Source organism: Marinobacter shunpengi (assembly GCF_045449715.1).
GTDB lineage: Bacteria > Pseudomonadota > Gammaproteobacteria > Pseudomonadales > Oleiphilaceae > Marinobacter.
The window spans coordinates 1-21653 of the sequence record NZ_JBJJLA010000015.1 but is presented as its reverse complement, the minus strand read 5'-3'; the positions used below and the strand labels follow the sequence as shown (position 1 = coordinate 21653).

At 56.9% G+C, this 21653-nt stretch carries 25 protein-coding genes; 10 read left to right on the top strand and 15 right to left on the bottom strand.

The genetic code is table 11. The features are described 5' to 3' along the window. Nucleotides 1-3: 3 nt before the first annotated feature. The 4 genes from ACJO3T_RS08165 to ACJO3T_RS08150 all read right to left on the bottom strand — a co-directional run bounded on the left by ACJO3T_RS08165 (nucleotide 4) and on the right by ACJO3T_RS08150 (nucleotide 2741). Entirely contained in the window at nucleotides 4-1188 is a 1185-nt protein-coding gene (locus ACJO3T_RS08165) for a M24 family metallopeptidase (protein WP_406978249.1), read from the bottom strand. A gap of 148 nt (nucleotides 1189-1336) precedes the next feature. After that, the gene (locus ACJO3T_RS08160) at nucleotides 1337-1927 is read right to left on the bottom strand and encodes a hypothetical protein (RefSeq protein ID WP_406978248.1); all 591 of its coding nucleotides are present in this window, start codon (nucleotides 1925-1927) and stop codon (nucleotides 1337-1339) included. A gap of 40 nt (nucleotides 1928-1967) precedes the next feature. Then, the gene (locus ACJO3T_RS08155; protein ID WP_406964748.1) at nucleotides 1968-2258 is read right to left on the bottom strand and encodes a hypothetical protein; all 291 of its coding nucleotides are present in this window, start codon (nucleotides 2256-2258) and stop codon (nucleotides 1968-1970) included. A gap of 321 nt (nucleotides 2259-2579) precedes the next feature. After that, the gene (locus ACJO3T_RS08150; RefSeq protein WP_406964749.1) at nucleotides 2580-2741 is read right to left on the bottom strand and encodes a PFL_1563 family small protein; all 162 of its coding nucleotides are present in this window, start codon (nucleotides 2739-2741) and stop codon (nucleotides 2580-2582) included. Between the two features lie 411 nt (nucleotides 2742-3152). On the opposite strand from ACJO3T_RS08150, the gene ACJO3T_RS08145 reads away from it, so the two are divergent. Beyond that, a complete protein-coding gene (locus ACJO3T_RS08145; RefSeq protein ID WP_406978247.1) occupies nucleotides 3153-5516 on the top strand; it encodes a sulfatase-like hydrolase/transferase in 2364 nt (787 codons plus the stop codon). A gap of 168 nt (nucleotides 5517-5684) precedes the next feature. On the opposite strand, the gene ACJO3T_RS08140 is transcribed toward ACJO3T_RS08145, so the two are convergent. After that, nucleotides 5685-6461, bottom strand: a complete 777-nt coding sequence (locus tag ACJO3T_RS08140) for a hypothetical protein (protein WP_406978246.1) — start codon at nucleotides 6459-6461, stop codon at nucleotides 5685-5687. Nucleotides 6462-7198: 737 nt separating this feature from the next. Between ACJO3T_RS08140 and ACJO3T_RS08135 the strand changes: the two genes are divergently transcribed. Further along, on the top strand, nucleotides 7199-7381 hold the full coding sequence (locus ACJO3T_RS08135) for a hypothetical protein (protein ID WP_406978245.1): 183 nt from the start codon (nucleotides 7199-7201) through the stop codon (nucleotides 7379-7381). 364 nt (nucleotides 7382-7745) lie between these two features. Here the strand turns inward: ACJO3T_RS08135 and ACJO3T_RS08130 are convergent, their stop codons facing one another. The 4 genes from ACJO3T_RS08130 to ACJO3T_RS08115 all read right to left on the bottom strand — a co-directional run bounded on the left by ACJO3T_RS08130 (nucleotide 7746) and on the right by ACJO3T_RS08115 (nucleotide 11423). Continuing rightward, on the bottom strand, nucleotides 7746-8111 hold the full coding sequence (locus ACJO3T_RS08130) for a DUF3185 family protein (RefSeq protein WP_406978244.1): 366 nt from the start codon (nucleotides 8109-8111) through the stop codon (nucleotides 7746-7748). 171 nt (nucleotides 8112-8282) lie between these two features. Continuing rightward, nucleotides 8283-9407 (bottom strand): NAD(P)/FAD-dependent oxidoreductase, encoded by a 1125-nt coding sequence (locus tag ACJO3T_RS08125; protein WP_406978243.1) that lies wholly within the window; start codon nucleotides 9405-9407, stop codon nucleotides 8283-8285. Continuing rightward, nucleotides 9407-10732: a class I SAM-dependent methyltransferase gene (locus ACJO3T_RS08120; protein ID WP_406964753.1), complete on the bottom strand. Its 1326-nt coding sequence runs from the start codon at nucleotides 10730-10732 to the stop codon at nucleotides 9407-9409. Before ACJO3T_RS08120 ends, ACJO3T_RS08125 begins: the two co-directional genes overlap by 1 nt. 247 nt (nucleotides 10733-10979) lie before the next feature. Continuing rightward, nucleotides 10980-11423: a hypothetical protein gene (locus ACJO3T_RS08115; protein ID WP_406978242.1), complete on the bottom strand. Its 444-nt coding sequence runs from the start codon at nucleotides 11421-11423 to the stop codon at nucleotides 10980-10982. Between the two features lie 503 nt (nucleotides 11424-11926). Here ACJO3T_RS08115 and ACJO3T_RS08110 point away from each other — a divergent pair. Next, complete coding sequence (locus ACJO3T_RS08110; RefSeq protein ID WP_406964756.1) at nucleotides 11927-12076, top strand: entericidin A/B family lipoprotein; 150 nt, start codon at nucleotides 11927-11929, stop codon at nucleotides 12074-12076. Nucleotides 12077-12462: 386 nt separating this feature from the next. Here the strand turns inward: ACJO3T_RS08110 and ACJO3T_RS08105 are convergent, their stop codons facing one another. Beyond that, complete coding sequence (locus ACJO3T_RS08105; protein WP_406978241.1) at nucleotides 12463-13383, bottom strand: bifunctional helix-turn-helix transcriptional regulator/GNAT family N-acetyltransferase; 921 nt, start codon at nucleotides 13381-13383, stop codon at nucleotides 12463-12465. 237 nt (nucleotides 13384-13620) lie between these two features. Next, nucleotides 13621-13986: a winged helix-turn-helix transcriptional regulator gene (locus tag ACJO3T_RS08100; RefSeq protein WP_406964759.1), complete on the bottom strand. Its 366-nt coding sequence runs from the start codon at nucleotides 13984-13986 to the stop codon at nucleotides 13621-13623. Nucleotides 13987-14080: 94 nt separating this feature from the next. Here ACJO3T_RS08100 and ACJO3T_RS08095 point away from each other — a divergent pair, with 94 nt between their 5' ends. Next, on the top strand, nucleotides 14081-14815 hold the full coding sequence (locus ACJO3T_RS08095) for an SDR family NAD(P)-dependent oxidoreductase (protein ID WP_406964761.1): 735 nt from the start codon (nucleotides 14081-14083) through the stop codon (nucleotides 14813-14815). On the opposite strand, the gene ACJO3T_RS08090 is transcribed toward ACJO3T_RS08095, so the two are convergent. Together ACJO3T_RS08090 and ACJO3T_RS08085 are read right to left on the bottom strand one after the other, a co-directional pair. Then, entirely contained in the window at nucleotides 14812-15054 is a 243-nt protein-coding gene (locus ACJO3T_RS08090; RefSeq protein ID WP_406978240.1) for a PEP-CTERM sorting domain-containing protein, read from the bottom strand. The genes ACJO3T_RS08095 and ACJO3T_RS08090 overlap by 4 nt on opposite strands. 106 nt (nucleotides 15055-15160) lie before the next feature. Beyond that, a complete protein-coding gene (locus tag ACJO3T_RS08085; protein ID WP_406978239.1) occupies nucleotides 15161-15700 on the bottom strand; it encodes a cytochrome b in 540 nt (179 codons plus the stop codon). A gap of 429 nt (nucleotides 15701-16129) precedes the next feature. Here ACJO3T_RS08085 and ACJO3T_RS08080 point away from each other — a divergent pair, with 429 nt between their 5' ends. Beyond that, nucleotides 16130-16804 carry a polyamine aminopropyltransferase gene (locus ACJO3T_RS08080; protein WP_406978238.1) on the top strand — a complete coding sequence of 225 codons (675 nt, stop codon included), beginning with the start codon at nucleotides 16130-16132 and terminating at the stop codon, nucleotides 16802-16804. An 18-nt stretch (nucleotides 16805-16822) separates the two neighbouring features. Here the strand turns inward: ACJO3T_RS08080 and ACJO3T_RS08075 are convergent, their stop codons facing one another. Beyond that, entirely contained in the window at nucleotides 16823-17674 is an 852-nt protein-coding gene (locus ACJO3T_RS08075; protein WP_406978237.1) for a PA4780 family RIO1-like protein kinase, read from the bottom strand. Between the two features lie 208 nt (nucleotides 17675-17882). Between ACJO3T_RS08075 and ACJO3T_RS08070 the strand changes: the two genes are divergently transcribed. From ACJO3T_RS08070 to ACJO3T_RS08050, 5 genes are all read left to right on the top strand, one after another. After that, a complete protein-coding gene (locus tag ACJO3T_RS08070; protein WP_406978236.1) occupies nucleotides 17883-18419 on the top strand; it encodes a T6SS effector amidase Tae4 family protein in 537 nt (178 codons plus the stop codon). A gap of 415 nt (nucleotides 18420-18834) precedes the next feature. Then, nucleotides 18835-19020, top strand: coding sequence for a hypothetical protein (locus ACJO3T_RS08065; protein ID WP_406978235.1), 186 nt, complete (start codon nucleotides 18835-18837; stop codon nucleotides 19018-19020). A gap of 219 nt (nucleotides 19021-19239) precedes the next feature. Continuing rightward, nucleotides 19240-19638 (top strand): DUF1330 domain-containing protein, encoded by a 399-nt coding sequence (locus ACJO3T_RS08060; protein ID WP_406978234.1) that lies wholly within the window; start codon nucleotides 19240-19242, stop codon nucleotides 19636-19638. Nucleotides 19639-19801: 163 nt separating this feature from the next. Further along, a complete protein-coding gene (locus ACJO3T_RS08055; RefSeq protein ID WP_406978233.1) occupies nucleotides 19802-19981 on the top strand; it encodes a hypothetical protein in 180 nt (59 codons plus the stop codon). 17 nt (nucleotides 19982-19998) lie between these two features. Continuing rightward, nucleotides 19999-20487: a hypothetical protein gene (locus ACJO3T_RS08050; RefSeq protein ID WP_406978232.1), complete on the top strand. Its 489-nt coding sequence runs from the start codon at nucleotides 19999-20001 to the stop codon at nucleotides 20485-20487. Here the strand turns inward: ACJO3T_RS08050 and ACJO3T_RS08045 are convergent. Beyond that, a protein-coding gene (locus ACJO3T_RS08045; protein ID WP_406977608.1) for an IS3 family transposase occupies nucleotides 20468-21579 on the bottom strand; the annotation gives its coding sequence in 2 pieces (ribosomal slippage) (nucleotides 20468-21318 and nucleotides 21318-21579; 1113 coding nt in all). The genes ACJO3T_RS08050 and ACJO3T_RS08045 overlap by 20 nt on opposite strands. Between the last annotated feature and the right edge of the window lie 74 nt (nucleotides 21580-21653).

The window sequence follows — 21653 nt, the reverse complement described above, 5'->3', positions numbered from 1 at the left end:
CGATCAGACACAGGTGGTCAGTTGCCAGTCATTGTGGGTCAAGGGCTGGGTCTCCCGCTCACCTACCAGCACGGTATTGCTCATGCCGATGCCCCATTGGCCGGGCAGGCGCAGGCACAGTGGCAGGTGAAACACCATGCCCGGGGCGAATTGCCGTTGCTGCCCCCGGGCAATGTAGCCCGTGCCCTCGACCCAGCTGGGTGGAAACTGCGCGCCCACGGAGTAACCGAACACGCCGGAGAAGAACACCTCACCGGCCACAGGTGCCAGTGCTGCTTCCGCCGCCTGGGCAGCGTCGTCAAAACGGTTGCCGGGGCGCATGGATTCCAGCAGGGCATCATGAAGACGGCGACAAACGTCCCGTAAACGAAGCATCTGATCGCTGGGCTCGCCGGCCACAACCGTGCGCATCATGGGCGCGGTATAGCGCTGGCGGACGGCACCGAATTCCAGGAACACCGGGTCGCCGGGCTGGATGACCCGTTGCTGGTGGTTCAGGTGGATCACGCTGATGCGCGGGCCGCTGGTGACAATGGGCTGCATGCTCATGAACTCGCTGCCCGCCGCCAGCATGGCGCTGGCACCAGCGGCGGCAATGGCATTCTCGTCCACTCCCGGGCGGATCATGGCAATGGCGGCCTGGAGGCCAGCCTCGGTGATACGGGCACTGTCCCGCAGGCACTCGATCTCGGCTTCCGTCTTGATCAGGCGGACGCCGGCAAGCAGGTCGCCACAGGCCTCAAATCGCTCCCGGCCCAACTGGGCGATCAGTTTATCCATCACCCCATAACGCAGTCCGGCATTCCAGGGGTCAATGCCTATGTGACGGCAACCGCGTAACTGCGAGACCAGGGGTTCGACCACGGATTCGATGTCTTCCCACTGATACCCGGAAATCTCATCCACCCAGGCCGTGGTGACCGCCGGCCCGGTCTCAATGGACGGGACCTGCAGGAAACAGTGGTTGGCACGAAACACCAGGGCGGCATGGACCGAGACCTCGAAGGTCCTGTAACCGGTCAGGTAATTCAGGCTGGCGGGGTCGGTCACCAGCAGGGCATCCAGTCCTCGCTCGGCCATGGCCTCGGCCACCCGGCGACGGCGTTCGGTGAACTCCTCCGGGGGGAAGAAACGCTCGGTGCCGGCGCTGGATTCGGTCAGGGCGGTGCGGTAGGCATTGTGGTCCATCAGCAGGACTCCAGTCGACGCGGGCCTGATGACACACTAGCGCAGATTTCGGTAGTTCGGGAAGCAGTGGACGGCATAGGTCCCGAACATTCCAGAATCCCTGTTGTGTGGGCGGCGATCGTAGTGACGGGCTCGCGTCTTTCCAGATTCAGTTGGACTGAAAATCCCAGTCCGAGAACAGGGTGGGCCCACGCACCTCCAGGCCCAGCGCCCGCAGCCAGTCGGCGGTGACCTCATTGGACTGGTGCAGGAACCAGTAATCCTGGGGGTAGGGCACGAACTCAAGCTCATAGATCGGCTGGTACTGGCGCGTTTCCGCATTATCGAAATGATCGTCAAGGCGTTTACGTAACGCGACAACGCGAATTTGGCTGACCTGGAAGGGGATGGCTTCGATATAACCTTCGGGTATGCCCGGGACCGGCCCGCCACCCTCAGGGGGACGACTCAGGATGCCGCGGCCGATGGCAGCCCGGGTTGGCCAGAGGATCGCCTGCATCGCGCGAAATGGTCCCGTTTCGTCAAGTGCATACCAGCGCCATTCGCCATGGCTGTAGCGCCTCCACTGGCCGTCCGGGTCAGGCAGCACAAGGCTGGCATGGCGACCATGGTTCACCAGATAGGCCCGGGTTGGAGACGTCGGGTCTTCCGGTACCGTCACGTGGTTGGCGCAGCCGCTGGTGACCGCAACGAGGATCGCCAGGGACGCCAGCAACACCAACCGGACCCCGCGGGCCACGGTTATCCCCACACCACCTGGAGGGGGAACATCCGGTCTGTTACTGGTGATAGCGGCGGTAGGCTTCAGATCCGCCCAGAATCAGAGTTGCGAGTGCGCCCAGGGCGCCGATCGCCAGTCCGGTCTTGGCAGCGGTGGAGACGTGATCATCCCGGAAATGGCCCCGCACCCGCTTCAGCTGGCGGTTGGCTCCACGCCTAAGGCGTTTCGTTCTGGTGGGGGACTGCTCCTGATAATACCAGACACCGGCGATAAGCCCGATAACGCCCAACACGAGCGTTGAAATGCCCACGGTCTGGGCGGAGGGTTTGTGAAAGTGACGGGTATCCATGCGACGTCCTCCTGATGAGTAAACCGAATGCATTGATGGATGGGATTGTCGGTACAACGGCGCAGTTCTTTCCTGGGAAGTGGCTACCTACTAAACGTAGGACTGCACCCCGGTCTTGGCAAGCATCGTTGCACTCGTCGTCAATCTCCCTCAACACCCGGTGCTGGCAGACAACCAAAGCTGGTCGTTGCCCAGGCGCTACAACTGGATTAAAGCCATGAAGCCGGATACATCCAGATGACCTGGCGGTGAGGCTGTGTCCGGAGCAGGGCAAGGACTGGACGGCTGGTGGATCTGAGCCTCTACCTCAATGGGCCCATTTCAGCCATCTTTCAGGTTGATCTGCTTTGAACCGGTAGAGGCTTCCCGTCCACTTTTACCCTTGCCTACATACTCAACCGTACCGCCGGCTTTCAGAAAAGCGTCAGTCTGCTCCTTGATCATGGCGGTCGTTAAAGTGGCTTTCTCGGGTTTTTTGCTCATGACGTTCTCCAGGTTAACGGTTGGCCTATTCGCCAACTTCAAGGATCCATGATATCCGAACCAGGAATAAATTGTTGGAGTAGCTTCCTGGGGAGTGCCTTTTTATGATGGTAAATTAGCATCCTATCAATAAGCATAAAATCATGACGAAGTTTTAATATTAGTGATTCTATATCGAACGATCGATAAGAATCATGGCTGTACCGCCGAGACCTCACTGCAAAGTCTCTGTCAGGGGATAGAACCACTCAAGCACCCCCCATTCCGCACAGTACTAACGTCAGATTTTCTGCCATTCTGATTCAAGGACTCGCTGGCGCATGACAAGGTATATAGGTCACACGCTATTCGGTTGCTTTCAAAACACAGCCGTCGTTGTTGGAACGGTGCCTGTATGAATGGAGGGAACCCATGTTTAACAACACAAATAGTACCTGGATACTTGTCGTTGTCGCCGCGCTTTTAGGCTCACCGAATACCGCTTCCGCGCAATCACCTCAGGAGCTGAACCGCACGGTTTTACCGATTGCTGAACCGGAACCGCCGACCTACGAAGAACTGGACGTGCGTAACACGCAACCACCACCGCGCTTTGAGGTAAAAGCGCCGGACAAGGCGCCTAACGTGTTGATCATCCTGATCGACGATCTCGGCTTTGGGGCCACATCCACCTTTGGCGGGCCAATCCCCACACCCACCCTAGAGCAACTGGCGCAGGGTGGTTTGCGCTATAACAACTTCCACACAACCGCACTGTGTTCACCCACTCGCGTCGCGCTCAAGTCAGGCCGTAACCATCACACGGCGAACGCCGGTTCCATCATGGAAACGTCTACCGCCTACCCGGGCAATACCGGGCGCATTCCGAACCGGGTTGCCCCGTTGGCCGAGATGATGCGCCTGAACGGGTACAGCACCGGTGCGTTCGGTAAGTGGCACGAAACCGCGGCCTGGGAAACCAGCATCTCCGGGCCTTTTGACCGATGGCCCACCCGCCAGGGTTTTGACAAGTTCTACGGATTTATCGGCGGTGAGACCGACCAGTGGTCGCCATTGATCTTCGACGGTGTAAAGCGTATCAATCCGCCTCGCCGGGAAGGCTACCATTTCACCGAAGATATGACTGATCAGGCAATCAACTGGATGAAAGCCCAACAATCCATGACGCCGGACAAACCTTTCTTCATGTATTTCGCGACGGGTGCGACACACGCACCTCACCATGTCCCAAAAGAGTGGATTGCAAAGTTTGAGGGCGAATTCGACAACGGCTGGGATATGGTGCGACAGGCAAGTTACGAACGGCAGAAGCAGTCAGGCATCATTCCTGCCAACACTCAGCTGGCACCTCGCCCTGATGACATCGTTCCATGGGACACGCTGTCCGATGATGAGAAAAAACTGTTCCGGCGCCAGGCCGAAACCTTCGCCGGCTTTGTCGCCCATACCGATCACCATATCGGGCGTCTTGTCGATGCTATAGCGGATATAGGCGAAATGGATAACACCTTGATCTTCTATATTGCCGGTGACAATGGCACCAGCGCAGAGGGCGGTATGGTCGGCATGTTTAATGAGATGACCTACTTCAACGGTGTGCAGGAGAAGGTCGAAGACCTGGTGCTGCTGATCGACCAATGGGGCAGCCCGGACACGTTCCCCCATATGTCTGCGGGCTGGGCAGTGGCTTTCGATGCGCCCTTTACCTGGACCAAGCAGGTAGCCTCCGATTTTGGTGGCACCCGCAACGGCATGGTGGTGCACTGGCCTGATGGAATAGAGCAGGGTGGAGGACTGCGCAGCCAGTTCAGCCATGTTATCGATGTGGCGCCAACAGTGCTGGAAGCGGCGACACTACCTGAACCCGGTGAGGTTAACGGCACATCGCAGATACCGATGGAGGGCACCAGCATGCTCTACACGTTCAACAACGCCGACGCGGAAGATCGCCATACTGTCCAGTACTTCGAGATATTCGGTAACCGGGCCATTTACAGCGATGGCTGGTTTGCACGCACCATCCACCGCGCTCCCTGGCAAACGGGCAAACAGACACCCCTGGAAGACGACGTGTGGGATCTCTATCAGGTCGAGGAAGATTTCAGTCTCACCAACAATCTTGCGGGGGAGCACCCGGAGAAGCTGGAGGAACTGAAACGCCTGTTTATGACCGAGGCAGCCAAGTATCGCGTGCTGCCCATTGATGACCGCACGATTGCCCGCGCCAACCCAGCCGTTGCCGGACGCCCTGACCTTATCGGCGACCGTACCTCGCTGACGTTGTACGAGGGGATGGACGGAATGCTGGAGAACACCTTTATCAACGTGAAAAACCGCTCCAAGACCATTACCGCCGAGATTGAAATCCCCGAAGAGGGGGCCTCGGGCGCGCTACTGGTGCAGGGCAGTCGTTATGGCGGTTGGTCGCTGCACCTGCGCGATGGCAGGCCCGCCTATGAGTACAACTGGCTTGGACTGGAGCGCTTCGTAGTCGAGAGCCCGGCCCCGCTAGCACCGGGACCTGCAACGGTAGTGTTGAATTTCGACTACGACGGTAACGGCAGTGGTAAGGGGGGTAATGCCTCCTTGTTGGTCAACGGAGAAAAGGTTGCTGAAGGGCGTATCGGGCGTACTCAGCCTAATGTTTTCTCGGCGGATGAAACCGCTGATGTCGGACTCGACAATCAGACCCCCGTTGCCCAGGGTATCGGGTATGGACCTGAGGAAACCCGGTTTGCCGGCAAGATCCACCAGATCGTGGTTGAGGTCCGGTAAGCAGAAAGCGGGACAGAAGAAACGGGTTCGGGTGGCCCTCCTGGACCACCCTCCTGAGACACCTCGTTTGTGGTGGCGATCTCGCCACCTACGTGGCTGTCCAGAATCATTGAACCACTAAATACAATGTCCCGTGATAGAACATGGACCGATGCTTGGGCCAGGCGCCTAAAAGTCGAACTTGAGATACGCCAAGGCACCGTCATACTGCCAGTCTATGTCTCCCTGGAAGTTGTCTTTTGAAACACCTACGTCGAGTTTAACGCTGTTAACGCCGACGCCTATTGCGATGGTCTCCGTGACGCTGAAATCGAGACCGGCGAAGAGGTCATACAAAGAGCCCTCATAGTCCCCATAATCGACGGCAAAAACTTCCCCGCTGCCGCGAAGTGACCACCTGTCGGCAAACCGGTATTCCCCGCGAAGGCCGATAATGGGCAAGGGCGCTGTGAGGTCATCGGACTCTACACTGCCGCCCCCGGATGTGGACAGTTCTGCGCCGATGTCCGCTATGTACAGGCCCACTGTCGCACCAAGAAAGCTGCGATTGCGTTTAAGAAACATCCAGGTATATCCCGCCTTGTAGATCGTAAGGTCGAGATCGGCTTCCACTGTACTGTTGATGGGGTAGGTCGTATCGTTCCAGACGATTTCCTTATCGATCTGTTTCGTTGAGGAGCGGGAAAGGTCGAACGCGCTAAAGTCAAACCGATGCTTCTCAGCGAAGCGCCAGTAGCCATCCACGCGAAAAACCGTATCCGATTTCGTGAGTCCGAGATCATCCTCCAGGTCTACATCCGTTCCCCGTCCCGCTTCACCGTCGATTCTGGTCTGGCTTTCACGGTCCGTGAAAAAAGCGCCGACGCTGATACTGAATCTCGGGTCATCCTGAGCGCTGGCCGTGTTCGTGACCGCCAACAACATAAAAAGCCAAGTGCCTCTCATCGCTCCCTCCTTGCAAACGACCTTTGCTGTCAATGCCGTTCTGCAACAGTCGCTCCGGCACCTGATGCTTTACATGACTCACTGGCTGCGGGATAGACATTTTCCGCTGCCTGAAAGCGGATCTGAGGCTGGCTTTGATGCGAGGGGTTGCCGGACACCCCGTCCACCGGGCGCTCCTTCCGACTACTTAACAGGCTCGATTAAACATAGGCTAGCCGCCAACGCACCGCCAGAAATATTTCCCATAACCCGGATGTTTCATAGTCTGTCGACAAGTCTTGCAGGGAGTGGGGAGTGCCCGTCTGTGGTTTCCGTGGTCATTCAAACCGGAATCTCACGTTGCCTTGCTCAGCCGTAATGCTCTCCATTTTGCGTCGCAACTGGCGATATTGAGCAAGGAGCCCAGTTCGATCACAGTTTATGGCTGGATACCCAACCTGGAAAGGATTCCCAGGCCCCGCCCCCGCGAGCAGGCGCTTTTGAGCTGCATGGCCTATGTGAACCTGAATCCGGTGAGGGCGGCTATGGCGGAAACGCCGGAAGCTTCGGATTACACCGGCATCAGGGAAAGACCGACACCTTAGTTCGATCTGGCACAGGCTATTCAGAATCAACTGGATTCCGGGTATCTGCGCCAGTTTCCCGTATCCCTGAAACCACTACTGAACTTTGAGGGGAACGAGAGGAACGAGGTACAGCGCGGCATCCTGTTCAGCCTGCGGGACTATCTGGAGCTGGTGGACTACACAGGTCGCATCATTCACCCCGCCAAACGGGGAGCTATTCCCGAGACCATCCCTCCCATACTGACCCGCCTGGAACCCTCTTCGGACGAGTGGCTGCAGGAAGCCTGCGAATTCGAAGCCCGTTACGCTCAGAACCATTGGGTGGAGCAGGGCAGGCGACGACGAGCGGCCTGATCCGAAGACTCTCTCCCCGGAGAACACCGCTTATTGGCACCAGGCCAAGGGATGCGCTTGACCTAAATTCGGGAAAACGGGCCCGGAATCTGATGAATTGGCCAAACCTTGATCAATTCAGGTCAAGCGGTGATGTCCGCGCTGCAGTTTGCCGGTTACCGGCTTGGGACTGGAGGTTCTCTCTTTAGGAGTGCCTTTCCACGGTTTCTCGTCCACGGTTTCCCCGCCTTGACCAGTCGTAAAAGTGCCCCAGAATCCTCCTGGTTAACGTCCGGATTAACGCCCCTTTCAGCGATACCATGAAGGTCATGACGATGATCGGGTGCCAATGAGGACATCCCTTGGGCCGTCGTGGTTTCCGGTGTTATTTGTTTGTGGATTTACCAAACAGCACCAGTTCAATACCCGTCACCGCAGAACCTGCCAGCGCGGCCATTGCGCCCAGGAACAGAAGCCAGGCGGTAGCGTCATTGAAGCGTCCGGTAACGGTATGGGCCATGTCACCGCCTGGATCCTGGGAGAACTGATATCCGAAGAAAATCAGGACCAGACCCACCGCAAGCAGCACAAGCGCCAGAATTCGATGGCTGGCCATTTGGGTGCCTCCCGACACGGTTTCATCCCTATCAACAGGCTGTCCAGCTCCCGTGATGCTCTTCGTGCGCTGATAGCTGGCTACCCTGTCAGCAACCTTTTTGATGTTCCGGTTCTCATCCTCGTAAACTTCCATGAGCTGATCTCCAGGTTCGCCCCCTCCGGTTCCTGCCTCTTACCATGAGCTCAGGTATAAGCAGGCTGAAGTTCCGAAAATAAAGGAAGTGACGGCTCTGGTCGGTGCGTTGTCGAACGTAGGCCAGCGCCGGGTTATTCAGCCACGGTCAGCTTCGCTTGCCCGCCTTTCTCAGACAGCTGCCTTTAGTGGTGGCACTTCCTGATGCAGAAACCATTTCTCTGTCACAACTTTGCGGGTAAACCAGTGGGAACGCATCAGTGTGCCGGCCAGTGGTGTCCTGACCCAGTCCGGTAACTGCCAGCGGTTGTCCTGTGACGCTGCGCGGCTGCCGAAACGTTGGGCGATGGCGTCGCTGTATGGCTGAAGGGCTGTGGCTGAACAGCGTGTCGTGGCCCGGATCACCTCCGCGGCCATCAGGGCCGATTCGATGGCGGGCCGTATGCCTTCGCCACTCTGGGTATAGGCAAGACCGGCGGCATCGCCCAGCAGCATCAGCCCGTCGTCCACCAAGGGGCGGTGGGCGTGGTCGTAGAGCAGGTAGGCGTGCCCCTTGAAGCGGCCGGGCAGGTCGGGGGGAATGTGGCCGGTGTGTTTCATCTCCTCGACAAAGTGGTGCAGGTGATCCGACAGTCTGTGATTGTCCTCCCGGCCCAGTCCGATATTCAGATAGTCGCCCTTACGGAAGATCCAGGCATAACCTTTCAGGTCGCGGCAGAACCAGAGTTCCGGGGTGTCGCCGCTGGCCCTGCAGGTCTCTGCCTGCTCCGGTGTCATTCTGAACTCCACTTCCTTGGCCGCCACCACCGTCTCATGACTGCCGGGGCCATCCCCCAGCAGACGGGCAACAGGGCAGAAGTGACCACCGGCACCAACCACCAGGGGAGCCCGCCAGCGGCCGTTAGCCAGCCAGTCGCCATTCTCACGCTCGATGGATTTCACTGGTTCCCCGAGCACCTTGTCACAATCGGTTCGCTCCAACAGGTAGTGGTCAAACTCACAGCGGCGGATGCCATAGCTGACAATCTCGCCATGGTCGTTTTCCACCGGCGCCTGTCCCATCATGCCGATGCGGAAGCGGCGGATAGGTTGCAGGGTGCGGCCGACCCCGTAGTGCTGGGGGTCAATGGAAAGGCTGGTCATGACTGCGGGGGTTACCCAGCCGGCGCAGGTCTTGTCCCTGGGAAACGCCTGTTTGTCGAGCAGAAGCACCCGTTTGCCGCTGCCTTCGAGTGCGGTGGCGAGTGTGGACCCTGCCGGGCCGGCGCCGATGATGATCAGGTCGTAGGTGTCCATCAGGCGTCCTCCGGTGTTGCAGGGGCGGTATACAGATCCTGCCGACTGCGGGGGATATGGTTGTTTTCCCCATGGCTGAAAAGCACCTGGAACAGTTGCAGGGAGCCCGCGCGGAAGGCACCGATTGAGCCGGACAGGTACATGCGCCAGGCCCGGGTGAAATGCTCGTCGTACATTTCCGTAACCCTGCCTTCGTTCTGATCGAAACGCTCTTTCCAGTGGGTCAGGGTCTGGGCGTAATGCAGTCGCAGGTTTTCCACATCCATCACCGAGAAGTCGTTGGCTTCGCAGATGCCCATGAACTCGCCGATACTGGGCGGGTAGGCCCCGGGGAAAATCCGTTTCTCGATCCAGGCATTCATCAGCATGGGCCGGTTGCGGCCTATGCTGTGGAGCAGGGCGAGTCCGTCCGGCTTCAGGCTGCGCTTGATCAGGTCGGACAGCGCCCGGTAGTGCTCCTTGCCAACGTGTTCGAGCATGCCGATGGAGACAAAGGCGTCGTATTCGCCGCTGATATTGCGGTAGTCGTCCTCCACGTAGTCGATTAGGTGGTCCAGGCGCTGCCGCCTTGCCTCTTCCCGGGCATAGGCAATCTGCTCCCGGGAGATGTTGTAGGCGTGGACGTTAACGCCGTAATGACGGGCCATGTAACGTGCCAGTCCACCCCAGCCGCAGCCGGCTTCGACCACGGTCATGCCCGGCCGCAGGCGGAGCTTGCGGCAGACGTGTTCCAGCTTTGCCAGTTGGGCCTGCTCAAGGGTGGCGTCTGGTGTTTCGTAATAGGCACAGGTGTACTGCATTTCGGCCCGGTCGAGCCACAGGCGGTAGAAATCGTTGCCCAGGTCGTAATGGTGGTGGATATTCTCTTTGGCTTCGTCGATGCCGGTGGAACGGGGCGCATGATTCTGCCACAGCGTCTCAAGCCACCTGGGCCAGTTCTGCATGGCCCGGTGTACGTGCCGGTAGAGCGTCTCCAGCAGATCCGGCAGGTCGCCATCCGGCAACTGCAGCCGACCGGCACTGTACAGGTCACCAAAAGCCAGGTTGGGGTTGGCGGCCAGGGACCGCAGCGCTTTGGGGTCGGTCAGTTGCAGGGTGAACTCTGCCGGGTTTCCCTCCGGTTCTATGGTCTCGCCGTTCCACAGCAGGAACCTGACCGGAGGAGACCCCGCCATACGCAGGAGTTTGGCAATCATCCAGCGCTCGTAACCGTGCGGCTCACGATTCACCTGCAGGTCTTCCAGCGGCAGGGTCAGCACATGTCCCTGGCTGTTGGTGGGTTGAAGTGGTGTCTGGTCGTTGTCCCTTGCGGTACTGTCACTCATGGCTACTCTGCTCCCTTGTCGTGCTGTCGTACATGAGCCCGTCTTCGTGAGGTACGGTTATCTTGTCAGCTGAAGGGGCGCGTCCCGATTGCATGGCTGAGAATCGCCAGTCTTTTTCAGTATAAAAAATAAACAGGATTTGTCATCCATACCAGGAGAGGGCCGGTGTCCTATGGCAGGCCGGGCACCGGCATGGAGAAGTGTCCGGTTTGGTGAGTGTCTGTTTCCGTTCTCTCGAGGGGCGCTACTAAATGTGGGCTATTCTGGATAAGCACTCGGTATATTCACGCGTTGCTTGCCCCAGGTCTATTTGCCCGAATTCAATCATGGTCTCTAAACCTTCCAGTTTTGCATCATTCATTCGGGCTTCCGAGATCTTCCCCGTTAAGTCATTAAACTTTAATAGCCCATTGGCGATCACCGTTATCATCGACATAAGGCTTGCCAGCAAACACAGTACTTGCCACAGCGGTAAATCCAGAGATTCGGACACTTTGATCTGACCAACAAACCCGTCACCCCCAAAACCCGGGCCCGCCGTAAAGGCCGCCGCCAACGCGCCGCACACAATGGAAGTGGTCATCAGCATTGTGTTCCTGGGTTCCGCTTTCCCAAGGTACCTGGCCAGTTCTTTGCGTTTCGCAGCTATTTGTTGTTGTAGTCTGTCCTTTTCATTGCGGTTTTCTGTCATCGAAGCTGCCCTCCCTGTGTTGAAAGCGTGTTCGTATGGACTAACTCCGGTGCAATGGACACTGTTAGTCTATGAGAGAAGCATAGAGGAATAGACAGGAGCGGCCAACGTTGCCCCCCTGATCCGTCTGGATTGTCCATGGTCCCTTTATGGATGTGTCGATATTGTTTACACCCCGTTATGAGGCCCGAGGCCAGTCGTTTGAATCAGAACGCTAATTGCTGTTGGCGTTAATAATGCTTTGGTTTTGGTGGGTTTAAATCTATGGGGAATCGGCAATGGTTAATCGATCCGGTTTGTCTGTTATCAACCTGGTAGCGTTACTCTCTCTGCCGGCGCGCACGTACAGGCGATGCCAATCGATCATCCCAACCACTGGGAGTGATCTGACTGTATAAATAATTCGGGACTGGAAAACAGATCTGTCCCTGTTATGGGTCCCTGTTATGGGTATGGGCTTCAATTTTTGAAGCCAAATAAGGCAGTTGCTAAAGGAGATGGCTATGAAAGTGACATTGACGGTTGGGGCCATATTCCGCCCCTTGATACTCGTATTGTTGCTTGCAGCCGGCATGGCTGGCTGCAACACCATGGAAGGGTTCGGCAGGGACGTAGAATCAGCAGGAGAGAAAATAGAAGAGCAGGCGGATTAAGGTCCGACCGGTTACGCTATCAAAAAGATGAGCTGTGAACGTATTTCTGTGATGACGAAGGGTAGGAAGTCACCCGGAGGTTAACCATGCCCTTCGTCAGCCAGTACGGCTGAGTCCCCACGCCCAACAGATCGATGAGGCCAGCAGGTAGAGCAGGGCAGGCGACGACGAGCAGCCTGACCTGAAGGCTTCCCTCAATAGAACACCGCTTATTGGCGTCGGGCCAAGGGATAGGTTTGACCTGAAATCGGGAAAACGGGCCCGAAATCCGATGATCTGGATAAGTGTTGATCAGTTTTGGGCTCGGTGATGTCCGCAGTGCAATTTGCCGGGTATCGGCTTGGGATTGGAGGCTCTCTCTTTGGGGCGCCTGTCCAGTTTGCCATTCACAAGTCACGTGCCAGAACCTGGCTCGTCAAATCTTTACCGAAGCTGTGGTATGGCTCCTCCTCAATCAACTGGAACCCGGCCCGGTCATAAATTCTGCGTGCGTCAGTCAGCTCACTGTTAGTCCAAAGGACTATCCTCTGGTATCCGATTTGACGCGCGAACCGTAGACACTCGTCCACGAGGCGACTTCCGATTCCAAGACCACGGGCGAAAGGGTCGACATAGAGCAGGCGCAGTTTCGCGGTGCTCTCATCCTGGCGGACGATGAACACGGAACCGACCACCTTGCCGTCTTTTTCCGCTATCCAGCATCGCTCGGAAGTCGGATCGAACTGTCGCAAGAATTTCGCGACGATCTCAGCGGCCAGTGCCTCGTACTCGTTGTTGTAACCATATTCCTGTGCGTACAGGGCAGACTGCCGGTAGACAACCCAACCCATATCGCCCGGCTGAGGGTCTCTCAGGATGTAGCTTTGCGATGGCTCGCCCAGCACGCTTCGGATTCGGCCCATTGCATCGACCAGTTCCTGTTGGGCCGGCTCGGACAGCTTGTTCAACATGGCGCTGACCTCGCGCCGCGATGCATCGTTCAATGGCTTGAACGTCGCTAGCCCCTTGTCCGTAAGTTTCAGTTGAGTCGCCCGAGCATCGGTTGGGGAGCGAGACTTGGTGATCAGCCCTTTCTTCTCAAAACCCGAAACTACACGGCTTACATAGCCTGCGTTAAGACCGAGCCCGCGGCACAGGTCGGAGCTGGTGAGCATCTGGCAATGGGCCAGTTCATACAGGATGCGGACCTCTGTGAGCGAAAATTCGCTATCCAGCAGGTATTCATGGAGCACGCCAATCTGACGAGTGTAGAAGCGATTGAAACTGCGGATTTGCTCAGCACGGTCTTCATACCGGTTGAACGACATTTGGGAGCCCCTTATATGTTTGCCTAAGGCAACAGTATCAATGCCAAAGGCAAGCAATGCAAGAGTATGGTCAGCCCTTCGAAGGGTCGTGCTGCTATCAAATCTCCTGTGGCCTCAACAAGGAGTTCATTTTATCGGAAGTTGCTGATCCAACCGTCAATATCGCTTGGCCTTATACGTTTTTTCGAGTGCCTGTCCATGGTTTCTCGCCCCGCTCACCGTTCCCGGCTTCGTTTCCTACCGGCGGGCTTTCCGGCGGTCCATCGCTGCGGCAATGTCCTCTTCGTACGCCTCGCCCCAGTTGCAAAGCGGCTCCATGGCCCGCACCAGACTCGTACCGAAGGGCGTCAGCGAGTAGTCGACGCGCAGCGGGATCTCCCCATAGTCGGTTCGCTGGACGACGCCGTCGGACTCCAGCTCCTTCAATTGCTGGATCAACATTTTGTCGCTCACGCCCCGGACGCTTCGTTTGAGCTCGCCGTAACGCGTCGGGCCCTTGTTTAAAAAGAACAGAATCAAAGGCTTCCACTTCCCGGAGATCACGTGCAGCGTCGCATGCAGGCCGCAAATGAAACGTGGGTTTTCTGAGTTTTCTTTCGCCATAACGGGTACTTACCAAAAGGTGCATACTTGAACATTTGTAAGTGTTTTATATATCGTGAAAGCGAATCGAGTCAACACACACGGAGACCCAACCATGAGTCGGCTAAACGGTAAAATCGCACTGATCACAGGCGGAGCCAGCGGCATCGGCCTGGCTTCGGCCCAACGCCTCATCGACGAAGGCGCCTTCGTCTTCATTGCCGGACGGCGCCAGGACGTCCTCGACAAAGCGGCTGAAACACTGGGATCCAACGCCCGGGGCGTCCAGACGGATGTGACGAAACCGGAGGATCTCGACCGCGTCTTCGAAACGATCCAGAAAGAAAAAGGGCACCTGGACGTACTGGTGGCCAACGCGGGCGTCGGCGAGTTCGCCAGCCTGGGACAGATCACCGGGGAGCACTACGACTACATCTTCGACATCAACGTCAAAGGCACCCTCTTCACCGTCCAGAAGGCCCTGCCTCTGATGAAGAACGGCGGCTCCATCATCCTCACCGGTTCCACGGTGGGCAGCATGGGGACCCCCGCCATGAGCATCTACAGCGCCTCCAAGGCGGCCGTCCGAAACCTGGTGCGCAGTTGGGCGCATGATCTCAGGGGCACCGGCATTCGCGTGAACGTCATGTCTCCTGGCCCGACCAAAACAGACAAGGTGATGGAACTGCTCCCTTCCGAAGCCCTGAGTGAGATGAAACGGACCGTACCGCTTGAGCGTCTGGGCGATCCCAGGGAAACCGCGGGCGCGGTGGCATTCCTGGCGTCCGACGACAGCAGCTTTATGACGGGGAGCGAGGTGTTCGTTGACGGGGGCTACGCGCAGGTTTAGGGGTTAGGCGGGGAACGGTGGGGTAATTGGGACAGGGTAACGTTTTCCTGCCCCTTCTGGTGCCTCGGTGTCCTCCTGCGCTGCAGCCAGACACCAAGTACGCCAGTACTCAGCAGTAGCAACGGTGCCGGCTCGGGTATATCGCGGATGAGAAGTTCAGCACTGCTGCCCACGATGTTGAAACCGGCCCCAAACCCATTGGGCGTAAAGACGCCCTGGCGATTCGTGTCGAGCAACATGTCTCCGAGAGAGTTAGATGAGGCAAAACAGAGGAGGGTCAGGCCTCGCTCTTGCGCCACCAAAGGCCTGCACCCGGAAAATCCAGGACAGGTCCTTGTACAATGGTTAGACCATCCGTTGAAAGACACCGTCTTTGCGCAGCAAATGACGCAGGGCTGCCGCGATATGGCCGGCAATGAGTACGCCCAGCGTTATCGCAAGCCACCCATGTATGTAAAACAGGCGGGAGGCGAGTGCCTCGTCCTGGCCTACAAAAGGCATCGCGGGCAGACTGAAATCGCCCACTATGGTCAGAGCCGGAAACGCTGTCACACCGGCCCAGCCAAATAACGGTGTCAGCACCAGCAGTAGGTAGATGAGGTGATGTACGCTCTTGGCCGCCATTTGTAAGGTGCGTGGCATTGATTCCGGATAGGGCGGGGCTTTCATTCGGAATTTCACCAAGATCCGAACAATGATCAGCAATAGCACGGTGAAGCCAACGGCTTTGTGCACACTGTATAAGGTGTTCGTCAGTGCCCCCCAGATGTCCGCTTCCGCACGGGAAGCCATCCAGAGGCCAACGGGTATCAGCGTCAGAACCATCAGGGCCATTACCCAATGCAATACCCGCCAGCCAGCGGGGTATTTCTGGATTTGTGGCATACGCTCTCCCTCTGCAATCGTTTACCGCCGCTACAGCGAGTCCGTTTAGGTGGCCAACCGGGCGTAGGTGTCGTCCGAGGCAAAAACGTCTGCGCCTGGCTCAAGCTAATGGGGGACTGAGTCCGGATTCACCCTAGACCGGCGCATTTCACCCGTATCAATATTGAACCGGTGTTCGACAGTAAAGAAGTTAAAGAAGTGCTTGTCCATCATCTGATTGTCTTGCCCGTCGCAAACGGCCATTCCCAAGTGCCTGTCCACGGCAGATCCATCTTAGAGCTTGAGTCGGCCGGGAAGGCATATTGCGGTTACTCTTCTGCTTCTTTCTGAATGTCTTCACCAGCAGCTAAAAGAAGAGAGGGTTTTCTTTGCCCCGGACGTGTACTCTGGCAACTTTCTCGGGCACCTACACTGCTGCAAAGGTTTTTTATGGCGCGTTTTGATCAGATTGGCACCGCAACCATCCCTGGCAAGGGCACCCAGCTGCGCCTTTTGAGGCGCAATGACGAGTTCTCTATCCGCATTGCTGGCAGCTCCGGTGAGCTGATGAACAGCCGCCTGCATGGATCCGAGGATGCCCTGGCGACCCTTGCCTGCGAGCGCCTGGCTGACCACGCGGCCCCCCGAATACTGATTGGCGGACTGGGTATGGGCTTTACACTGGCAGCGGCGCTTGCCTCACTGGGGCCCAATGCCGAGGTGGTCGTGGCCGAACTGGTGCCGGAGGTTGAAGCCTGGAATCGCGGGCCTTTGGGGGAGGCTGCGAGTTATCCGCTGCGTGACCCCAGGGCAAAGGTCCATATCGGTGACGTAGCTGAACTGATCCGCTCATCGCAGCAAAGCTGGGATGCGATTCTGCTGGATGTCGATAATGGGCCAGAGGGCCTGACCCGTAAAGAAAACGACTGGCTCTATACAACGGCCGGCATTGCGGCGGCCCAGGCGGCTATCACGCCAGAGGGTGTGTTGGCCTACTGGTCTGCGGGACAGGACCCGGCCTTTACCGAGCGACTCAGGCGGGCGGGGCTGTCGGTGGATCCGGTAACGGTAAGGGCCCACCGACCGGGCAAGGGCGCCCGCCATGTTATCTGGCTGGCCTGGTAGGGTGGCGAACTTTTGTTACTAGTCCTCGTCGTCCTGCTGACGTTCCCGGCGTTCCTGCTCTTCCTCTTTGGCCGCGTCGATGACGTCCATGATTTCGTCCACATTGGCGGCGGTTTCGTCGTGCTGGAACAGCCCCGTCAGCGGGCTGTCAGGATGCAGTTTACCGGATTCGTAAAGGTCCCAGATCTCGCCAGCGTAGTTGGTATTCATCAGTTCCGGAGCGAAGCGGCCAAAATACCGACGCATGTTGTTCACGTCGCGCTGGAACATGCGCTCGGCGTTGTTGTTGCCGGCCGCATCGACCGCCTGGGGCAGGTCTATAATCACCGGCCCCTGAGGATCCACCAGTACGTTGAACTCTGACAGGTCACCATGGACCAACCCGGCGCACAGCATACGAACCACCTCGTCGATAATACGACGGTGGTAATCGATGGCCTGTTCGTGGCTGAGCGTGACATCGTCGAGGCGAGGCGCTGCTTTCCCGGTCTTATCGGCAACCAGTTCCATCAGTAACACCCCATCCACGAACCCGAAAGGCTCGGGAACGCGGACTCCGGCGGACGCCAGGCGGTAGAGTGCATCAACCTCGGCATTGAGCCAGGCATCTTCCTGTTCCTTCTGACCGTACCGGGTTTTCTTGCCCATAGCCCGGGCCCGCCGTGTATTGCGGACCTTGCGTCCCTCCTGATATTCCACGGCCTGCTTGAAGCTGCGTTTCTGCGCCTCCTTGAAAACTTTGGCACACCGCAGGGTGTCACCGCATCGCACGACATAGACCTGCGCTTCCTTGCCACTCATCAACTGGTACAGCACGTCGTCCACCAGGCCGTCGTCTACCAGGGGTTGTAACCGTTTTGGAACTTTCATAATGCCTTATGGGTAGCTGTGGTTGGCCTGGCAAGGCTTGCGGCAGGTCCTATTGACACTGCCCAAGCGGTGTTGGCTGCCGAGGAGCAGTCGGCAGTATAGAGCTCTGTGGCGATAAAAGGCAGTTTCAGGTCAAAAGGAGGTGTAACCGCGCCATTTTTAACCGCTCCCTTCCGAGACCGACTATTTCCAGAGTCAGCGACAGAGCATGGCAGGCAACGACGAATGGCCTAATTCCCTTGGTTCGTTGAAGTTTTCTTACCTGCGAGGTAGCCTTGCATGGGTCATTCGCAGCGGTTCATGGAGGGAAGCGCTTAACATTTCGATTCCTTCCCTCCTGACGATGTGCGACCAACCAAACACTATTATCCGTTCTGGTCTCTCGACGGAAAACATCTCTGGCAATAAATGCTGGTCGCATGGTGGCATGCAGCACGTTTTACTTGCCGAAGATCTGGCTCAATGGCTTAGCAAAGCCAGCATCAACGGGATGGGGCAGCGAGAGGAAATTGATCCCGCGACATTCCAGGATGACCTTGAAGGGAGAACTGGCATCGTATTTTTCAAGGACTATTGGTCAAGGGGCAGTGAATCGGACGCGAATCGAAGTGGCGACCATATTGATTTATGGAACAAGAACGAAATAACCAGCTCTTCGATGTTGTATCGATCCTTCGCCGAATTTTTCGGTATGGTGTCAGATTTGAATAAAAGTAAGAAGATCTGGTTCTGGGAGGTGAAGTGATGTCACAAGGAAAGTGGGCGTTATTTTCTGCTGGTTTTGTCACGATCATCACACTCGTGTCCAGTTTCCTGGTCTTTCTGTATAGCTATAATAGTATTACTGGCTCAGTTTTGACGGATGAACAGCGGCTGGAAGGATCGAAATTCGTTTTCTCTGTCACGTTGCCCAGCTATCTCGCAATTTCCGTTCTGATTGGTACGGTTGTGTTTTTATTGATGAGGCGTACAAAGTAACCAGACGAAAAGAGCCTTTCCACCTCTGTAGCACAAATCCGGGTCAGCAAAGTAGGCCTGTCCCGGTTCCTCCTCAACCAGATATCGCCAGCACTGGTTCCGATCAGCGAGTTCTGCGCCACTTCAGACACTGCTCATCTTGGGGATCTTTGCAAGTGAAACGCTTCAGGGATAGTGACTTTATGAAGACTCTTCCGGAGTCGATATCGGACATCCTGCTTCAGGTATTCATGCTTGGGGGTGTGGTGGTGGCCCTCGCGGCCTGGTCTTATGTGGGTAACTGGTTGGCGTTCCCCATTACTTGGTGTGCTGTGATGGTGGCGTACTTCCTGATTGATCGGCTCCTTCTCCGCCGTCGCCCTCAATGAGGGGGTGACAACGAGGGTCTCTCATGAATTAGGCATCCTTGATCTGCGGGGCAGGTCAGGATTTCTTAGTGCCTGTCAACGGTGATCGGCTGGTGAAAGGGACGGCGTTCCGGCGGGCATACGCATTGCGTCAAAGCAGGAAATTGCGGCATTCTTTCCCGTCATGCTGCGTAGCCTTCTACTGATAAGCCCAATAACAAATCACGGGAGAACAAGCCCATGAAGACCGTAAACCCGACTTCCCGCGCCATTTCCGACGTCCTGGCCAGTACACCAAAAGACAAACCGGTGGTGATGCTCAACCTGCTGCAGTTCCGTGATCAGGCCAACTACGAGGATGGACGAAGCGGCATTAGCGGCCGTGAGGCGTACAAGGAATACGGCAAAGGCGCCATTCGCTGTATTCACGCCGTTGGTGGTGACCTGGTCTGGTCCGGTGAGCCGACCGGACTGTTGATCGGCCCGGAGGACGAACACTGGGACGAGGTACTTCTGGTACGTTACCCCTCGCTGGATGCGTTCCTGAAGATGATTGACAGTCCTGAATATAAGGCCATCGTTCACCACCGCACGGCGGCGATTGAGGATTCGCGACTGGTGCCTACGTTGGAAGTCTGACCGGGGAGGAAACAGACAGGAAAGGAAAGTTTCTCGGCACTACTGGGTGTCCACTATTGGATGCCCGTCCACCAACCGCACCAATGTCGCACAAGGCGATATTGAGCAGATGGGGTTGTTGGCTCATAGTTCCTGATCGGATTCCAACCTGGAAAGGACTTCCATGCCCCGTCCCCGTGAGCAGTTGATTGCCATTAGCGACACTCCCTATTACCACGTGGTTTCACGCTGCGTCCGCCGCACGTTCCTGTGTGGGTACGATCGGGAGACTGGCAAGAGCTATGAACACCGGCGCCAGTGGATCGAAGACCGGATCCGGTTGCTGTTTACCGAAAACGACTGACTGACCTGAGTTGGTTCATGAAGTGTCTGAACGAACCGATCGCACGAGAGGCGAATCGAGAGGACGATTGTACCGGCCATTTCTGGGAATCCCGCTTCAAATCGCAAGCTCTTTTAACCGAGCAGGCGCTTTTGAGCTGCATGGCCTATGTGGACCTGAACCCGGTGAGGGCGGCTATGGCGGAAACGCCGGAAGCTTCGGATTACACCAGCATCAAGGAAAGACTGACACCTCAGTTCGATCTGGCACAGGCTGTTCAGAACCAACTGGATTCCGGGTATCTGCGCCAGTTTCCCGTATCCCTGAAACCACTACTGAACTTTGAGGGAAACGAGAGGAATGAGATACAGCACGGCATCATGTTCAGACTGCGGGACTATCTGGAGCTGGTGGACTACACAGGCCGCATCATTCAACCCGCCAAACGGGGAGCTATTCTCGAGACGATCCCTCCCATACTGGCCCGCCTGTGTAAACATCCCTGTTTCAGTTGCACCGCTGATTAGAGTTTTCCGCCCGTTGGTGTTTCGCCAGGTATTCCCATGGCGTCAGGTCTTCCAGTGAATCGTGGGGACGCTCATCGTTGTATTCCGTTATCCAGGACTCGGTCAGTTCTCGGACTTCGGTGAGGTTCCGGAAGACATACATGTTCAGGATCTCGTCCCGGTAAGTTCGGTTGAAGCGCTCCACGTAGGAGTTCTGAGTCGGCTTCCCTGGCTTAATAAACTCCAGCGATATGCCGTGCTGTTCCGCCCAATCTGCCAGGGCGATGGAGATGAACTCCGGGCCGTTATCCATTCGCAATCTGGCCGGGTAGCCTCGCCAGGCGATGATGCGCTCCAGAACCCGGATGATCCGTGGGGCCGGCAAATTAAGGTCGATCTCGATGGCCAGTACCTCCCGGTTAAAATCGTCCACCACGTTGAAAGTGCGGAACCGGCGACCACAGAACAGACTGTCGTTCATGAAATCCATCGACCAGCACCGATTAACGGTGACTGGTACGCTCAATGGCTCCGGGTTTCGGGTCGGGAGTCGTTTCTTACCCCGTCGTCGTTTATTCAGGTTGAGTGCACAATACAGCCGGTGTACCCGCTTGTGATTCCATCCGTGACCCCAGCGTCGCAGCACCTTGAACAGTTTGCTGAAGCCGTAGGCGGGATAGCGTTCAGTCGCGCTCTGAAGCGCTGCAATCACTGGTTCATCCCGGGAAGTATCCGGCCGATACCGGTACACAGAGTCACTGATGCCAGCGATTCGACAGGCTCTGCGAATGCTGACGCCGTGAGCCTGCTTGAGGTAATCCACCAGTTCTCGTCGAACGGCTGGCTTTACAGCTTTTTTTCGATCACATCCTTGAGCAGTTTGTGATCCAGGCTCAGCTCCGCGTACATCTGCTTCAGCCGGCGGTTTTCCTCTTCAAGCTCCTTGAGGCGCTTCACATCAGAGGCTTCCATGCCGCCGTACTTGGATTTCCAGTTGTAGTAGGTCGCATCGGAGATGCCGTACTCCCGGCAGACTTCCTTGACCAGGCGACCGCCCTCGACCTCCTTCAGGATCTTGACGATCTGGGACTCGCTGTACCGTGATTTCTTCATGTCGTTCTCCGTTTGCCTCATTGTAGGCCGGAGAACTCTAATTACGCATGCACCGATTTTAGGGGATGGTTACA

Coding starts and splice junctions, on each gene's coding strand:
- ACJO3T_RS08165 (WP_406978249.1), bottom strand. CDS start 1,188: ATGGACCACAATGCCTACCGCACCGCCCTGACCGAATCCAGCGCCGGC.
- ACJO3T_RS08155 (WP_406964748.1), bottom strand. CDS start 2,258: ATGGATACCCGTCACTTTCACAAACCCTCCGCCCAGACCGTGGGCATT.
- ACJO3T_RS08150 (WP_406964749.1), bottom strand. CDS start 2,741: ATGAGCAAAAAACCCGAGAAAGCCACTTTAACGACCGCCATGATCAAG.
- ACJO3T_RS08145 (WP_406978247.1), top strand. CDS start 3,153: ATGTTTAACAACACAAATAGTACCTGGATACTTGTCGTTGTCGCCGCG.
- ACJO3T_RS08140 (WP_406978246.1), bottom strand. CDS start 6,461: ATGAGAGGCACTTGGCTTTTTATGTTGTTGGCGGTCACGAACACGGCC.
- ACJO3T_RS08130 (WP_406978244.1), bottom strand. CDS start 8,111: ATGGAAGTTTACGAGGATGAGAACCGGAACATCAAAAAGGTTGCTGAC.
- ACJO3T_RS08125 (WP_406978243.1), bottom strand. CDS start 9,407: ATGGACACCTACGACCTGATCATCATCGGCGCCGGCCCGGCAGGGTCC.
- ACJO3T_RS08120 (WP_406964753.1), bottom strand. CDS start 10,732: ATGAGTGACAGTACCGCAAGGGACAACGACCAGACACCACTTCAACCC.
- ACJO3T_RS08115 (WP_406978242.1), bottom strand. CDS start 11,423: ATGACAGAAAACCGCAATGAAAAGGACAGACTACAACAACAAATAGCT.
- ACJO3T_RS08110 (WP_406964756.1), top strand. CDS start 11,927: ATGAAAGTGACATTGACGGTTGGGGCCATATTCCGCCCCTTGATACTC.
- ACJO3T_RS08105 (WP_406978241.1), bottom strand. CDS start 13,383: ATGTCGTTCAACCGGTATGAAGACCGTGCTGAGCAAATCCGCAGTTTC.
- ACJO3T_RS08100 (WP_406964759.1), bottom strand. CDS start 13,986: ATGGCGAAAGAAAACTCAGAAAACCCACGTTTCATTTGCGGCCTGCAT.
- ACJO3T_RS08095 (WP_406964761.1), top strand. CDS start 14,081: ATGAGTCGGCTAAACGGTAAAATCGCACTGATCACAGGCGGAGCCAGC.
- ACJO3T_RS08090 (WP_406978240.1), bottom strand. CDS start 15,054: ATGTTGCTCGACACGAATCGCCAGGGCGTCTTTACGCCCAATGGGTTT.
- ACJO3T_RS08085 (WP_406978239.1), bottom strand. CDS start 15,700: ATGCCACAAATCCAGAAATACCCCGCTGGCTGGCGGGTATTGCATTGG.
- ACJO3T_RS08080 (WP_406978238.1), top strand. CDS start 16,130: ATGGCGCGTTTTGATCAGATTGGCACCGCAACCATCCCTGGCAAGGGC.
- ACJO3T_RS08075 (WP_406978237.1), bottom strand. CDS start 17,674: ATGAAAGTTCCAAAACGGTTACAACCCCTGGTAGACGACGGCCTGGTG.
- ACJO3T_RS08070 (WP_406978236.1), top strand. CDS start 17,883: ATGGCAGGCAACGACGAATGGCCTAATTCCCTTGGTTCGTTGAAGTTT.
- ACJO3T_RS08065 (WP_406978235.1), top strand. CDS start 18,835: ATGAAGACTCTTCCGGAGTCGATATCGGACATCCTGCTTCAGGTATTC.
- ACJO3T_RS08060 (WP_406978234.1), top strand. CDS start 19,240: ATGAAGACCGTAAACCCGACTTCCCGCGCCATTTCCGACGTCCTGGCC.
- ACJO3T_RS08055 (WP_406978233.1), top strand. CDS start 19,802: ATGCCCCGTCCCCGTGAGCAGTTGATTGCCATTAGCGACACTCCCTAT.
- ACJO3T_RS08050 (WP_406978232.1), top strand. CDS start 19,999: ATGAAGTGTCTGAACGAACCGATCGCACGAGAGGCGAATCGAGAGGAC.